This window comes from Amaricoccus sp. W119, from assembly GCF_047275745.1.
Lineage (GTDB): Bacteria > Pseudomonadota > Alphaproteobacteria > Rhodobacterales > Rhodobacteraceae > Amaricoccus.
This window is the reverse complement of the sequence record NZ_JBKQWU010000025.1, coordinates 32,437-46,963: the sequence shown is the minus strand read 5'-3', so window position 1 is coordinate 46,963 and position 14,527 is coordinate 32,437. Positions and strand designations below refer to the sequence as shown.

13 protein-coding genes and 1 tRNA gene are annotated in these 14,527 nt (G+C 65.8%); 11 read left to right on the top strand and 3 right to left on the bottom strand.

What is annotated here, in order from left to right:
- Positions 1–112 precede the first annotated feature (112 nt).
- The gene (gene clpB, locus ACLJK8_RS13570) at positions 113–2,713 is read right to left on the bottom strand and encodes an ATP-dependent chaperone ClpB (RefSeq protein ID WP_413150820.1); all 2,601 of its coding nucleotides are present in this window, start codon (positions 2,711–2,713) and stop codon (positions 113–115) included.
- 239 nt (positions 2,714–2,952) lie between these two features.
- Here clpB and ACLJK8_RS13565 point away from each other — a divergent pair, with 239 nt between their 5' ends.
- Both ACLJK8_RS13565 and ACLJK8_RS13560 read left to right on the top strand, forming a co-directional pair.
- The gene (locus ACLJK8_RS13565) at positions 2,953–4,032 is read left to right on the top strand and encodes a ParA family protein (protein ID WP_413150819.1); all 1,080 of its coding nucleotides are present in this window, start codon (positions 2,953–2,955) and stop codon (positions 4,030–4,032) included.
- Positions 4,029–4,619 carry a HEPN domain-containing protein gene (locus tag ACLJK8_RS13560; protein ID WP_413150818.1) on the top strand — a complete coding sequence of 197 codons (591 nt, stop codon included), beginning with the start codon at positions 4,029–4,031 and terminating at the stop codon, positions 4,617–4,619. The genes ACLJK8_RS13565 and ACLJK8_RS13560 overlap by 4 nt, the downstream gene beginning before the upstream one ends.
- A 29-nt stretch (positions 4,620–4,648) precedes the next feature.
- Here ACLJK8_RS13560 and ACLJK8_RS13555 read toward each other — a convergent pair whose 3' ends face one another.
- The gene (locus tag ACLJK8_RS13555) at positions 4,649–4,903 is read right to left on the bottom strand and encodes a type II toxin-antitoxin system CcdA family antitoxin (protein ID WP_413150817.1); all 255 of its coding nucleotides are present in this window, start codon (positions 4,901–4,903) and stop codon (positions 4,649–4,651) included.
- A 151-nt stretch (positions 4,904–5,054) separates the two neighbouring features.
- Between ACLJK8_RS13555 and ACLJK8_RS13550 the strand changes: the two genes are divergently transcribed.
- The 6 genes from ACLJK8_RS13550 (at position 5,055) to ACLJK8_RS13525 (ending at position 11,756) form a co-directional block, all read left to right on the top strand.
- Complete coding sequence (locus ACLJK8_RS13550) at positions 5,055–6,731, top strand: SLC13 family permease (RefSeq protein ID WP_413150816.1); 1,677 nt, start codon at positions 5,055–5,057, stop codon at positions 6,729–6,731.
- A gap of 125 nt (positions 6,732–6,856) precedes the next feature.
- A complete protein-coding gene (gene pyrF / locus ACLJK8_RS13545) occupies positions 6,857–7,564 on the top strand; it encodes an orotidine-5'-phosphate decarboxylase (RefSeq protein ID WP_413150815.1) in 708 nt (235 codons plus the stop codon).
- Between the two features lie 108 nt (positions 7,565–7,672).
- The gene (locus ACLJK8_RS13540) at positions 7,673–8,485 is read left to right on the top strand and encodes a UDP-2,3-diacylglucosamine diphosphatase (RefSeq protein WP_413150814.1); all 813 of its coding nucleotides are present in this window, start codon (positions 7,673–7,675) and stop codon (positions 8,483–8,485) included.
- Positions 8,485–9,720, top strand: coding sequence for a DUF3419 family protein (locus ACLJK8_RS13535; protein WP_413150813.1), 1,236 nt, complete (start codon positions 8,485–8,487; stop codon positions 9,718–9,720). Before ACLJK8_RS13540 ends, ACLJK8_RS13535 begins: the two co-directional genes overlap by 1 nt.
- A 110-nt stretch (positions 9,721–9,830) precedes the next feature.
- Entirely contained in the window at positions 9,831–10,442 is a 612-nt protein-coding gene (locus tag ACLJK8_RS13530; protein ID WP_413150823.1) for a class I SAM-dependent methyltransferase, read from the top strand.
- Positions 10,443–10,502: 60 nt separating this feature from the next.
- A complete protein-coding gene (locus ACLJK8_RS13525) occupies positions 10,503–11,756 on the top strand; it encodes a DNA polymerase IV (RefSeq protein WP_413150822.1) in 1,254 nt (417 codons plus the stop codon).
- A 251-nt stretch (positions 11,757–12,007) separates the two neighbouring features.
- Here ACLJK8_RS13525 and ACLJK8_RS13520 read toward each other — a convergent pair whose 3' ends face one another.
- A complete protein-coding gene (locus ACLJK8_RS13520; RefSeq protein ID WP_413150812.1) occupies positions 12,008–12,868 on the bottom strand; it encodes an N-formylglutamate amidohydrolase in 861 nt (286 codons plus the stop codon).
- A 138-nt stretch (positions 12,869–13,006) separates the two neighbouring features.
- On the opposite strand from ACLJK8_RS13520, the gene ACLJK8_RS13515 reads away from it, so the two are divergent.
- The 3 genes from ACLJK8_RS13515 to ACLJK8_RS13505 all read left to right on the top strand — a co-directional run bounded on the left by ACLJK8_RS13515 (position 13,007) and on the right by ACLJK8_RS13505 (position 14,465).
- A tRNA-Val gene (locus ACLJK8_RS13515) sits at positions 13,007–13,081 on the top strand.
- A 98-nt stretch (positions 13,082–13,179) separates the two neighbouring features.
- Positions 13,180–13,305: a type B 50S ribosomal protein L36 gene (ykgO, locus tag ACLJK8_RS13510; protein ID WP_413150811.1), complete on the top strand. Its 126-nt coding sequence runs from the start codon at positions 13,180–13,182 to the stop codon at positions 13,303–13,305.
- A 290-nt stretch (positions 13,306–13,595) separates the two neighbouring features.
- Positions 13,596–14,465, top strand: coding sequence for a transglutaminase-like domain-containing protein (locus tag ACLJK8_RS13505; RefSeq protein WP_413150810.1), 870 nt, complete (start codon positions 13,596–13,598; stop codon positions 14,463–14,465).
- Positions 14,466–14,527 lie beyond the last annotated feature (62 nt).

Below are 14,527 nucleotides of genomic sequence, written 5' to 3'. Positions count from 1 at the left end.
TACACATCCCCGGTCGAGGCGTTCCTCTCCGAACTTGGCAGGGACGTCCAGATCCGGTTTGCTTGAGCCGTTGCGCTTCGCGATGGAATCCACCCACCCTGTTCGCCGGCGCTCAGTGCACCGCCGCCGGTTTCTTCGGTTCGGCCGTCTCGCCGAAGGTCAGGCCTTCCGAATCCGCGCCGACCTTCACCACCGCGCCGTCCATGACCTCGCCTGCGAGCAGCTTCTCGGCGAGGGGGTCCTGCAGCGCCTTCTGGATCACCCGCTTCAGGGGGCGGGCGCCGTAAACCGGGTCGTAGCCCCGGTTCGCGAGCCAGGTCTCGGCCGCCTCCGTCACCTCGAGCGAGATGTCGCGCCCCGCGAGCCGCTTCTGGAGCGTCGCGATCTGGATTCGCACGATCCCGTCCATGTTGGCCCGCGTCAGCCGGTCGAAGAGCACGATCTCGTCGAGCCGGTTCAGGAACTCCGGCCGGAAATGCGCGCGCACCGCCGCCATCACCTGATCGCGCGCCCCTTCCGCCGGCGCGCCTTCGGGCAGGGTCGAGAGAGCCTGCGAGCCGAGGTTCGAGGTCAGGATGATCAGCGTGTTCTTGAAATCGACCACGCGCCCCTGGCTGTCGGTGAGACGGCCGTCGTCGAGAACCTGCAGCAGCACGTTGAACACGTCCGGATGCGCCTTCTCGACCTCGTCGAACAGGATCACCTGGTACGGACGCCGCCGCACCGCCTCCGTAAGCACGCCGCCCTCGTCATAACCGACATAGCCCGGAGGCGCGCCGATCAGACGGGCGACGGAGTGCTTCTCCATGTATTCGCTCATGTCGATCCGGACCATCGCCTGGTCGTCGTCGAAGAGGAACGCCGCGAGCGCCTTGGTGAGCTCGGTCTTGCCGACACCGGTCGGCCCGAGGAACAGGAACGAGCCGAGCGGCCGGTTCGGATCGTTGAGACCCGCCCGCGCGCGCCGGACCGCGTTCGAGACCGCGACCACCGCTTCCCGCTGGCCGATCACGCGCTTGCCCAGCGACTCCTCCATGTGCAGGAGCTTCTCGCGCTCGCCCTCCAGCATCCGGTCCACCGGAATGCCGGTCCAGCGCTCGACCACCTGCGCGATCTGCTCGGGCGTCACCGCCTCCTCGACCAGCGCGTCGCCGCCCTTGGCCTCCGCCGCCTGAAGCTCCTGCTCGAGCTGCGGGATCACGCCATAGGAGAGCCGCCCGGCCTCGGCGAGATTGCCGACCCGTTTGGCGTTGTCGAGTTCCACGCGCGCCTGATCGAGCTTCTCCTTCAGCTCCGCCGCGCCCTTCATCTTGTCGCGCTCGGCCTGCCACTGCGCCGTCATCTCGGCGGAACGGTCCTGCAACGCGGAAAGCTCGACCAGCAGCTTCTGCAGCCGGTCCTGGCTCGCCTGATCCTTCTCGACCTTCAGCGCCTCGGATTCGATCTGCTTCTGCAGGATCTCGCGGTCGAGCGCGTCGAGTTCCTCGGGCTTCGAATCCACCGCCATGCGGAGCCGCGAGGCGGCCTCGTCCATCAGGTCGATCGCCTTGTCCGGCAGGAACCGGTCGGCGATGTAGCGATGGCTGAGCGTCGCCGCCGCCACCAGCGCGGAATCCGTGACCCGCACGCCGTGGTGAACCTCGTATTTCTCCTTGATGCCGCGCAGGATCGAGATCGTGTCCTCGACCGTCGGCTCGGCGACGAAGACCGGCTGGAACCGCCGGGCCAGCGCCGGGTCCTTCTCGACATGCTTGCGGTATTCGTCGAGCGTCGTCGCACCGACGCAGTGCAACTCACCCCGCGCCAGCGCCGGTTTCAGGAGGTTCGACGCATCCATCGCGCCATCCGCCTTGCCGGCGCCGACGAGCGTGTGCATCTCGTCGATGAAGAGGATGATCTCGCCCGCCGCCGCCTGGATCTCGGAGAGCACCGACTTCAGCCGTTCCTCGAACTCGCCCCGGTATTTCGCACCGGCGATCAAGGCGCCCATGTCGAGCGCGAGAAGCTGCTTGTCCGCGAGGCTCTCGGGCACGTCGCCGTTGACGATCCGCAAGGCCAAGCCCTCGGCGATCGCCGTCTTGCCGACGCCGGGTTCACCGATCAGCACCGGATTGTTCTTCGTGCGCCGGCTCAGCACCTGCATCGAGCGGCGGATTTCCTCGTCGCGGCCGATGATCGGGTCGATCTTGCCCTCGCGCGCCGCCTCGGTCAGGTCGCGCGCGTATTTGCGGAGCGCGTCATAGCCCTGCTCCGCCGTCGCGGTATCGGCCGTGCGCCCCTTGCGCAGGTCATTGATGGCGGTGTTGAGCCCGTTCGGCGTCACGCCCCCGGCCTTCAGCGCGTCATTCGCCGCCGATTTCACGATGGCAAGCGCGGTCAGGAGCCGTTCGACGGTGACGAAACTGTCCTTCGCCTGCGTCGCGATCTTCTCCGCCTCGGCGAGCACCTTGCCCGTCTGGGTGTCGATATAAAGCTGCCCGTCGCCGCCCTCGACCTTCGGCAGCTTGTTGACCGCCGCCTCGTTCGTCGCGCGAACGAGTTGCGGATCGCCGCCCGCGGCCTTGATGAGGTTGTTCGCCAGCCCCTGGTCGTCGTCGAGCAGCGCCTTGAGCAGATGCTCCGGCATGAACCGCTGATTGCCCTCGCGCAGCGCGATCGTCTGCGCGGCCTGAACAAAGCCGCGGGCCCGTTCCGAGAACTTCTCGAAATTCATCAATATCTCCCTCTCCGGCATCCCCCCAATGCTGCCCGCCTCGCGGCGCAGCGGGTGGGGGATCTCAGGGGATTAGGTAGGGAGGGAGGGGGTGTGGGACAAGGTTGCGCCCCTCGCTTGCCTATAGTCGCCTAACGCACCTTCACATAGCCACCTTAAAGCTCTATGCATCGCATTAGCTAACAACCGCCGATTGATTTGGCAGAAGTAATCTACACCAGCCGGCTCGGAGCGTAAAATTGGCAACGAAGATAGCACCAAAGATTTCATTCTTTAATCATAAAGGCGGTGTATCTAAAACAACTTCAGCCTTTAATATTGGATGGAAACTTGCAGAACTTGGTAAAAAAGTTCTATTAGTTGATTGCGATCCACAATGTAATCTTACCGGATTGGTTCTGGAGTATTCACAAGTTGACAATTATCCCTACGAATCAACCCAACTCGATAATCCGAGAAACATTCGCGATGCTGTAGCGCCAGCGTTCGACGGACGACCACGTCCGATATCGGTCGCAGAAGTTCAGTCTGTCCCCGAGCGAGCCAATCTGTTCATACTGCCGGGCCACGTTGGCTTATCCGAATATGAAAGCCGCCTATCGATAGCTCATGAACTATCGGGATCTCTTGCTAATTTTCAGAATATTCCCGGCGCTCTGTCACACGCCATGAAAATAGCGGCAGAAAAAAATTCGATAGATGTCGTACTAATTGATCTCAGCCCAAGTTTGGGATCTCTCAATCAAAATATACTCATGAGCAGTGATGCATTTGTTATTCCAATGGCTCCAGATTTTTTCTCGGGCATGGCGCTTCGCTCGTTGGCAAAAACTCTGCCGCTCTGGACCGAATGGTCAAAGTCCGCAGGCTTGAATGCAATCTTGCGGCAGGCCGACTATCCTTGGAATGGGAAGCCAGTCAAGTTTCTCGGATCGGTCGTGCAGAATTACAGAAAAAGGATGCGGGACGGCGAAGAGCGCCCGACGCGGGCATTCGAGAAGTGGTTTGACGATCTCAAAGCGATTATCTCGACTGATCTCTACAATGCACTAAACTCCGCCAACCTGTTGCTTTCAAATGAAATTTACTTAAAAGCGAATGCCGATCCAACTCATTTTCTGATGGAAGTGCCCGACTTTAATAGCCTTATGGCGATTTCTCAAGACCTATCGAAACCTGTATTCTCTCTGTCTAGCGAAGAAATCAAATCGTCCGGCTCTGTTGCGAAAAATCAATTGTCTAGCGTTAAGAAATTCAATAATATATACGGCGACGGGGCGCAAAAGATCCTCCAGTTAATTGCCGATATCAAGCTTTGAGATTTATTTTTTCCGAGGACGCATTCCAACGTTGTCTCAACGACGCGTCAAGCCTGCTCAAGGCGTCGGCTGCCTTGCCAAGCGGCACACAATCAGCCGCTCTGCGCGGAGCGTTGCTACTTGCCGTCGGAGCATTCGATTTTCTGATCCACGAAATCATCCGGATCGAGGTGGTTGATCGTGCTAGATCTCGGAACGGAAACGTAAGAATGGAGATTCCCTACTCTTGTTTAACGTCCGACGGATCAGCAACCCTCTCAAACGAGATCGACCTCCACTTACGTAAGAATAATTCCTACAAATCATTCGTATCCTCATCTAAGATTTCTGATGTATTTAAAATCATCGACGTGAGGATTTGGCTCACCCACCAAGAACTCACTCAGAAAGATCCCCGCCAGACAAAAGCCAATCTTGATAGGATCTGGGAGTGGCGAAATAGAATCGCGCATGAGGGAGATTTCATTCCCAGCTCACTAAACTTTTCATACTGGCCAGTATACGAAATTGATGTGCATGACTCGATAAATTTTCTTCGCGATCTTGGCTTGGAGTTTCTGTTTGTCGTAAGAAATATTTCGCGGTGAGCGTTTCGCGAGCGTTCGCCCCCACCGAGTCACAGCCCGGCCCGAATCCACCGATACCGCGCGAGCGATGCGCCATGTGCCGCGAGATGCTCCGCCTCGTGAACGAATCCCTCCCGCGCCTCCGCGACCCATGCCTCGCGCGCCCGCTCGGCCTGCGCGCGGTCGATCCCCTCGTCAATGAACCGCCGGGCGAGTTCGGAGACCGACAGCCCCCGCGCCTTCGCTTCCGCAGTAAGCGCTGCCTTTCGCTCGTCCCCGAGATCCCGGATGTTCAATGCGCCCATGCTACACCTCCGTGCTGCAAGACGGATACACCGGGGCGCGCGGCGCAAGGCGGGGCGCCGCCCACCGTTCTCCCCTCCACCGGATTGTATTGCCTCGCCAGCATTTCGTCGCAATAGTCTCTGAAAAGCAACGAGGAACCCGGGGGGAGCGATGGCCGAGGAAATCCGGCAGCAAGGTGAGTATGAGGAGTATATCGAGGACGAGGGGCCGAGCCATCGTTCCGCGGGACTCACCTGGGGGTTGCGTATCGGCGGGCTGGTCGCCGCGCTCGTGGTCTGGATCGCGCTCGGCGCGACCGAGGGGCTGACGCCGGATGCGCGCTGGGTGGCGACGATCGCGACGCTGATGGCGGTCTGGTGGATGACCGAGGCGATCCCGCTCGCCGCGACCTCGCTCATTCCGATCGTGCTGATCCCGATGCTGACCGAGCGCACGGTCTCCGAGGCCACCGCTCCTTATGCGAGTTCCATCGTCTTCCTTTTCCTCGGCGGCTTCCTCATTGCGATCGCCATGGAGAAGTGGAACCTGCACCGGCGGATCGCGCTCCTGACGCTGCGCCGCGTTGGGGTCGAGCCGAAGCGGATCGTGCTCGGCCTCATGGTCGCGACCGGGTTTCTCTCGATGTGGGTCTCCAACACCGCGACGACGCTCATGATGCTGCCGATCGGCATGTCGGTCCTGACGCTCGTCGCCGAGCGCACCGGTTCGGGCGTGATCCCGGAGCACAAGCCCGGCCACATGGATTTCATCAAGGACGAGAACATCCGCCGCTTCGGCGTCTGCCTCGTGCTCGCCATCGCCTGGTCGGCGACGATGGGCGGGCTCGGCACGCTGCTCGGCAGCCCGCCCAATGCCATCGTCGCGGGCTACGCCGCCGATGAGCTCGGCCGCGAGATCGGCTTTCTCGAATGGATGATGCTCGGGGTTCCGGTCGCCGCCGTCTTCATCGTGATCGGCTGGTTCCTGATGACCTATGTGCTCTACCGGTTCGATCTGAAGGAGATCCCGGGCGGGCGGCAGATGATCGACGACGAGATCGCGAAGCTCGGGGAGCTCAGCCAGGGCGAGAAGATGGTGATGATCGTCTTCGGCTCGGCGGCGTTCCTCTGGGTGGTGCCGGGGCTGCTCGCGAGCCTTCCGTTCATCGGCGACCACCTCGGCTGGTTCGGCGACATGGACGATACCGCGATCGCCATCGCCGCCGGAATCGCCATGTTCCTGATGCCCGCGCGCGGCCGGACGGAGATGGTGCTGAACTGGAAGGATGCCGAGGACGGCCTGCCCTGGGGCGTGCTGCTGCTCTTCGGCGGCGGCCTCAGCCTCGCGAGCGCGGTCGCGGCCACCGGCCTCGACGGCTGGTTCGGCCAGCAGGTGACCGGGCTCGGCGTGCTGCCGATCGTGGCCCTCGTCGCCGCCGTGGTGACGATCGTGCTGTTCCTGACCGAGATCACCAGCAACACCGCGACCGCCGCGACCTTCATCCCGGTGCTGGGCGGGGTCGCGGTCGGGATCAACGCCGATCCGATGACGCTCCTGATCCCGGCGGCCTTCGCGGCCACCTGCGCCTTCATGCTGCCGGTCGGCACGCCGCCCAACGCCATCGTCTTCGGGACCGGCGCGGTGACGATCGCGCAGATGGCCCGGGGCGGTTTCGNCGCCTTCATGCTGCCGGTCGGCACGCCGCCCAACGCCATCGTCTTCGGGACCGGCGCGGTGACGATCGCGCAGATGGCCCGGGGCGGTTTCGTGCTCAACATCGTCGGCATCATCCTGATCACCTTCTTCTGCTACCTGCTGGGCGGCTTCGCCCTCGGACTGCGGTTCTGATCCGGGGACCCGGGCGCGGCGGTGGCCGCGCCCGCCCGCCCTTCCCCGGCCCCCGGGGCTCCCGCCTTGACTCCCCGATCCCGCTCCCGCATTTCCGGCGGCACGCCGCGAAACCGGAGCCGGAAATGTCCGATGACCGCCTGCCCGACGACCGCCTGATAATCGGCCTCGACCTGCCGCATGCCCCCGCGGCGCTGGAACTCGTGGAGCGGCTCGGCTCGCGCGCGGTCTTCTACAAGATCGGCCTCGGGATGCTGACGACCGGCGGGCTCGCGGTCGCGAACGAGCTGAAGGGGATGGGCAAGCGCGTCTTTCTCGACATGAAGCTCTTCGACATTTCCGCGACCGTCGAGGCGGCGACGCGCGGCCTCGCGGCCTTCGATCTCGACTTCCTGACGGTGCATGGCGATCCGCATGTGGTCCGCGCCGCCGTGGCCGGGCGGGGCAAGGCGGCGACGAAGATCCTCGCAGTGACGATCCTGACCTCGCTCGACCGCGACGACCTCGACGCGGCGATGATCGTTCCCGGAGCGGTCGAGGATCTCGTGACCGAACGCGCGCGCCGCGCGTTTCTCGCCGGCGCCGATGGTGTCATCGCCTCGCCGCGCGAGGCGGTGGCGATCCGGGCACTGCCCGAGGCGACGGGACGGCTCATCGTCACCCCCGGCGTGCGCCCGGCGGGCAGCGCGCTCGGCGACCAGAAACGGGTCATGACGCCCGGCGATGCGATCGCGGCGGGGGCGGATCACATCGTCGTCGGCCGCCCGGTCTGGGCCGCCGCCGACCCGCGGGCCGCGGCCGAGACGATCGTCGCCGAACTGCCGCCGCGCTGACACAATCCCGACACGCGAGCTTCACGGAACCTTCGCCGCGGCGCGACATTTCCGTCGCACGCCCGCGCTAGACAACCGCCAGGACGTAGCAAGGGCGGCGGGAGCGGCGTGCGGTATCGAACCATCTTTCTCTCCGATGTCCATCTCGGCACCCGCGGCTGTCAGGCGGAAATGCTGCTCGATTTCCTCGCGCGGACCGAGGCGGAGACCTGGTATCTCGTCGGCGACATCTTCGACGGCTGGCGCCTGCGCCGCGGCTGGCACTGGCCGCAGAGCCATAACGACGTGGTTCAGGCATTGCTCGTCAAGGCCCATGCCGGCGCGCGGATCGTCTTCATCCCCGGCAACCACGACGAGGTCGCCCGCGCCTATCCCGGGACGCATTTCGGCGGTATCGAGGTCGTCCAGCAGGCCGTGCACAAGACGGCGGACGGCAGGCGCTTTCTCGTCACCCACGGCGACCAGTTCGACGCGGTGGTGATGAATGCCAAATGGCTCGCCCATGTCGGCGACGTGGCCTACGAGGTCGCGCTCTGGCTCAACACCCGGCTCAACAGGCTTCGCGCGCTCTGGGGCCGGCCCTACTGGTCGCTCTCGAACTGGTGCAAGAGCCAGGTGAAACAGGCCGTCAACTATATCGGCGAATACGAATCCGTCCTCGCCGACGAGGCGCGCCGCAACGGCTATGACGGCATCATCTGCGGCCATATCCACGCGGCCCAGCTCCGGCGGATCGGCGAAATCGCCTATGTGAACACCGGCGACTGGGTCGAGAGCTGCACCGCCGTCGGCGAGGAGCCGGACGGCGCGCTCCGCCTGATCGACTGGGCGGCCCAGCACCGCCGCCGTGCCGCGATTCGCGCCATTTCCAACCAGCCGGAGGCCGAGCCCGCCACCGGCAAGACAGGAGCGGCCGCCTGATGGCCCTGACCGAAGTCCCGACCTCCGCCGACCAGCTCCGCGACGCCGTGCGGGGGAACTCCACCTCCGCGCCGGTCGCATTGCTCGAACGGCTGTTCGCCCGGCTGTTCCAGGACCTCGTCTACGCGCAGATCTGGGAAGACCCGGTCGCGGACATGACCGCGCTCGACCTGGGACCGCGGGACCGGGTGATCTGCATCGCCTCGGGCGGTTGCAACCTCATGTCCTATCTGACCGCGGGACCGGCGTCGGTGACGGCGGTGGACCTTTCGCCCGCGCATGTGGCGCTCTGCCGGCTGAAGCTCGCGGCCGCCCGGCATCTGCCCGACCACGCGGCCTTCCACGGCTTCTTCGGCGCGGCGGACCTGAGGCACAATCCCGCGCTCTATGACCGCTACCTCGCGCCCAATCTCGACGGCGAGAGCCGCGCCTACTGGGAGGCGCGTGGCCTCCAGGGCCGGCGGATCGCCATGTTCACCCGCGGCTTCCACCGGCACGGACTGCTCGGGCGCTTCATCGGGGCGACGCATCTCCTCGCCCGGCTCGGCGGCGTCGATTTCCGTCGGCTCCTGACCGCGCGCACGCTGGCGGATCAGCGCCGCTTCTTCGAGACGGAGATCGACCCGCTCCTCGATTCGGCCGCCGTGCGCTTCCTCGCGCGCCGCCGGGCGGCGCTCTTCGGGCTCGGCATCCCACCCGCGCAATACGACAAGCTCGCCGCGGATGGCGGCGGCGATGTGCTCCCCGTGCTGCGCGAGCGGGCGCGGCGGCTGATCTGCGATTTCCCGATCCGCGAGAACTACTTCGCCTGGCAGGCGCTGGCCCGCGGTTACGACACGGCGCCCGACGCCGCGCTGCCGCCCTATCTCGCACCGGCGAATTTCGAGACCGTCCGAGAGAACGCGGCCCGCGCGCGCATCTTCAACCGCTCGCTGACCGATCTGCTCGAAGGCGAGCCCGCCGGACGGCTCAACGCCTATGTGCTGCTCGACGCGCAGGACTGGATGAGCGATGCGCAGCTCGACGCGCTCTGGCTCCAGATCACCCGGACCGCCGCGCCGGGCACGCGGGTCCTGTTCCGGACCGGGGGTGTTCCCGACATCCTGCCCGGCCGTCTGGCGCCGGAGCTTCTCGCGCGCTGGGACTACGACCAGGCCACCTCCGAAGCCGCCTCCGCGGCCGACCGTTCGGCGATCTACGGCGCCACCCATCTCTACAGGAAGAAGACGGCATGAGCACCCGCCCGCTCCCGGCCGGCCCGGCCTCGCTAGAACCGGCCTCGCCAGAACCTGCCTCGCCCGATCGAGCTACGTCCAACCCGGCCCGTTCGAGCCATGCCGAACTCATGGACCGGATCTACCGGCACCAGCGGCATGTCTACGACCTGACCCGCCGGCCATATCTCCTCGGCCGCGAGCACCTGCTCGACCGGCTGGCACCTCCGCCGAGGGGTCATGTGCTCGAGATCGCCTGCGGCACCGGGCGCAATCTCGCGGGCGTGCTGCGCCGTCACCCGGAGGTCTGCGTCTACGGGCTCGACATTTCCGCGGAGATGCTCGCCACGGCGGCGAAGCGGCTCGGGCGCCGGGCGCGGCTCGAGAGCGGAGATGCGCGGTCCTTCGACGCCGGGGCGCTGTTCGGCCGGCAGGGTTTCGATGGCGTGATCCTCTCCTACAGCCTGTCGATGATCCCCGACTGGCGCGGCGCGCTCTCGGAAGCCGCGCGCCATCTCGCGCCGGGCGGCGAGCTTCATGTCGTCGACTTCGGCGACCAGTCCTGCATGCCGCGCTGGTTCGACGCCGGGCTCCGCGCCTGGCTCCGCCGCTTCCATGTCGCGCCGCGCGACGATCTCGCCCGCGCGCTCTCGGCCGAGGCGGAAGCGATCGGCGGAACCGCCGTCTGGGCGCCGCTGCGCCGCTCCTATGCGCAGTACGGGGTGCTGATGCGCCAGGCTTGACGGCGCTGGCCGAGGCCGCTCGCGCGGGACGCGGCGCCCTGCTATCCTCTCGCGATGATGATACCCGCCCTGTGCCGAGATTGCCTGACACCGCATTCCGCCGCCGGGCGCTGCCCGGCCTGCGGTTCGCCGCGTCAGGTCCGGCACGCCGAACTGACCCGGCTCTCCACCGCTCATGTCGATTGCGACGCCTTCTATGCCTCGGTCGAGAAGCGCGACAATCCGGAGGTGCGTGACCTGCCCGTCATCATTGGCGGCGGCAAGCGCGGCGTCGTCTCGACCTGCTGCTATATCGCGCGGATCAAGGGTGTCCGCTCGGCGATGCCGATGTTCAAGGCGCTCAGGCTCTGTCCCGAGGCGGTGGTGATCCCGCCGCGCATGGCGAAATACGTCGAGGTCAGCCGCGAGATCCGGGCGATGATGCTCGACCTCACGCCGCTGGTGGAGCCCCTGTCGCTCGACGAGGCGTTCCTCGATCTCGCAGGGACCGAACGGCTGCACGGCGCCCCGCCCGCCGTGCTTCTCGCGCGGCTGCAGGCGCGGGTCGAGGCGGAGGTCGGGATCACGCTCTCCGTCGGGCTGTCGCACAACAAGTTCCTCGCCAAGATCGCCTCGGACCTCGACAAGCCGCGCGGCTTCGCCGTCATCGGCCGCGCGGAAACCCGGTCCTTCCTCGACCCGAAACCCGTGAGCCTGATCTGGGGTGTGGGGACCTCGGCGGTGGAAAGCCTCGGCCGCGAGGGTATCCGCACCATCGGCGACCTGCGCCGCCGCGAGCGCAAGCATCTGATCGAGCGATTCGGCACGCTCGGCGACCGGCTCTGGCGGCTCGCGCAGGGCGAGGACGCGCGCGCGGTGAGCCCGAGCCGCGAAGCGAAATCGATCTCGCATGAGACGACCTTCGAGAGCGACGTCGGCGACCTCGCGACACTGCGGCGCCATCTCTGGCTGCTGAGCGAGGAACTTTCCGCCCGCGCGAAGGCCAAGGAGATCGGCGGAAAATCCGTCACTCTGAAGTTGAAACGCGCCAATTTCACGCTTCTGACCCGGCGGCACACGCTCGACGCGCCGACCCAGCTCGCCGACCGCGTCTTCCGCGCGGCCGAGGCGCCGCTCGTTCGCGACCTGCGCGAGGGTCCGTTCCGGCTGATCGGCGTCGGCCTCTCCGATCTCGCGCCCGCGGCACGATGCGACCCCGGCGACGATCTGCTCGACAGCGGCGCGCGAAAACGCCACCAGGCCGAACGCGCGGCGGATGCGATCCGCTCCAGATTCGGCGCGAAAGCGATCGTTTTGGGGCGCGCTTTACCATGAGACGCGCGGTATCGTGACATAATTATCACAATTCTACCGGCCATGCGCGGATTCCGAAGATGCGCGAACATCGAACGGCACAGGGCGCTTGACCTCTGTTGCGCCGCCGCATAAATATGATCGCGTGATGCGCTGCATCACACACGCCCTACGGGCGTTTCCTCCCTAAACTTGGGCCGTGCCTTGTGCACGGCCTCTTTTTTTGGGGGGAGGAGCTTTCGGAGCGGAACGCCGACGCGTCGAGGGGGGCGCTATTCCGCCGCGACGCGCATCTCGCGCGGACCGAGCAGACAGAGTTCCCGCATCGCGCCGTCGATCGCCCGCGCCACATCGGCGAAATCCGGCGACCGCGCGATGGTCTGCTCGTCCATGTAGAGGGCGCGGTCCACCTCGATCTGCAGCGCCTGCACACCATGCGCCGGCCGGCCGTAGTTCTGGGTGATGTACCCGCCTGCGAACGGCATGTTCCGCGCCACGACGAAACCCGCGGAGGTGAAGATCGCCGTCGCGGCGTCGACCAGCCAGCGGTCGCAGGCCGCGCCGAACCGGTCGCCGAGCACGATATTCGGCCGCTTCTGCCCGATGCCCAGCCCCGCGTTCAGCGCATCGCGCGGCATCGAATGGCAATCGAACAGGATCGCCATGCCGAACCGGGATCGCTGCGTCTCGATCAGCGCGCGGAGCCGGGCATGATAGGGATGCCAGTAGGTCGTGATCCGCCGCTCCGCCTCCTCGAGCGAGAGCTTGCCATGCATGATCGGCCGCCCCTCGGCCACCACCCGCGGGATGACACCGAGCCCTGCCACGATCCTGGGATTGAGAAAGCGGCGCGACGCGCCGGCGATCAGCGCGGGATCGAGATCGTCCGGCGCGCGGTTGAGATCGAGGAAGGCGCGGGGGACCGTCGCGGCGAGGAGCGGCGCGCCATGACCCGGCGCGCCCCCGAACAGATCATCCACGAAAGCGTCCTCGGAGGAGCGGATCCGGACCGGATCCAGCAGCGCGGCGCTCAGGAACGCCGGGGGGTATTGCGAGCCACTATGGGGCGAACTGAAGATGGCGCAGGACGCATATTCCGACGGCTCGCGCAGCAGATAGACCGGAATGTCCATGCACCCTCCCTCGGCGCGCCGCGCCCTGCCCCCCGCCGAATATAATGCGAAGCGAGTGCGTTTGGAAATCACTTGAACCTTCGCACGGCTTCCCTTAAGGACACGCCACGGTTTCGGAGGCGAGAGCCGCCGACACCCGGGCGTATAGCTCAGCGGGAGAGCACTTCGTTGACATCGAAGGGGTCACTGGTTCAATCCCAGTTACGCCCACCATTCCCCTTTCGGGGTCTGGCCCCCACATTCCGCCCGAAAGGGCTGACCGCAACAAGGCGCAGGATCGCTCCGCGCGCCGCTGACAAAGGAGAGAGGCCATGAAGGTCGTGAATTCGCTTCGCTCCCTGAAGCAGCGCCACCGCGACTGCCGCGTTGTGCGCCGCAAGGGTCGCGTCTTTGTGATCAACAAGACGCAGCGCCGGTTCAAGGCCCGCCAGGGCTGACGGACACGGCCGGGCGACCGGCCACGCCAGGACCGGACTTCGACGATCCGCGCCATCCGGCGCGGATTTTTCGTTTGGCGGGGCCGCGCCCGCGAGCGCCGGGGAGCACCCGACCCGCCGGCCACCGGTCACGAGCCCACCGGCCGCGGGCTCCACGACACCATCCCTCGCCGCCTTTCCACGCCACCGGCCTCCTTCGCGCGGAACAAACCGCGCCGATCCCGGTTGAACGGCCAAGACGCCTTCCGAGCGTCGTTTTGATGGCCGGATCCCAGGAAGGAGACTTGGCGTTGTTCATTCGTGCTGGTTTCGAGATTACCCTTCGCTGCGACGGACCAACTCCCGTGCTTTGCGCGCTTTCGCCGCGGCCCGAGGTCAAGCCGATCCTTGGCGACGGTGGCGTTCGGACCAATCCGCGCCTCCCGGTGCAAACCTATATCGATACCTTCGGCAACCGCATGACGCGACTGACGAGCCCCGGCGGCCTCGTGACCCTCACGAGCGATTTCGTCGTCGAGGACAGTGGCGACACGGATGCGATACATGACTGGGCGGAGCAGATCCCCGTCGATCACCTGCCCGCCGAAACCCTCCGCTATCTGGCGCCGAGCCGGTTCGTCGAATCGGACCAGCTTTCGAACGATGCGTGGCGGCTCTTTGGCAACGTCCCGGCGGGCTGGTCCCGCGCACAGGCCGTCTGCGATTTCGTGCACGGCCAGATCGAATTCGGCTATCACCACGCCCGTCCGACGAAATCCGCGCTCGACGTCTACCGCGAGCGTCGCGGGGTCTGCCGCGATTTCGCGCATCTCGCGATCGCCTTCTGCCGCGCGCTCAACATGCCCGCCCGCTACGGCAGCGGGTTTCTCGGCGACATCGGCGTTCCACGCAACCCGGAGCCGATGGATTTCTGCGCCTGGTTCGAGGTGTTCCTCGGCGGGCGCTGGTACACGTTCGACGCCCGTTACAACGTGCCCCGGATCGGACGCATCCTGATGGTCCGCGGGCTCGACGCCGCTGATGTCTCCATGGTCACCACCTTCGTACCGCATGTGATGGAGAAATTCGAGGTGTGGTGCGACGAGGTGCCCGCTGGCCGCTCGATCGACGAGCTCAGCGCCGAGCTTCGCGTGCCGGTGGTGGGAATAGCCGCCGCCTGAGGCCCCGGGAAGGGCTCGCGGCGGTCGGGATGGCGTGCCTGTCCCTCCGGGCGCGCCAAGCG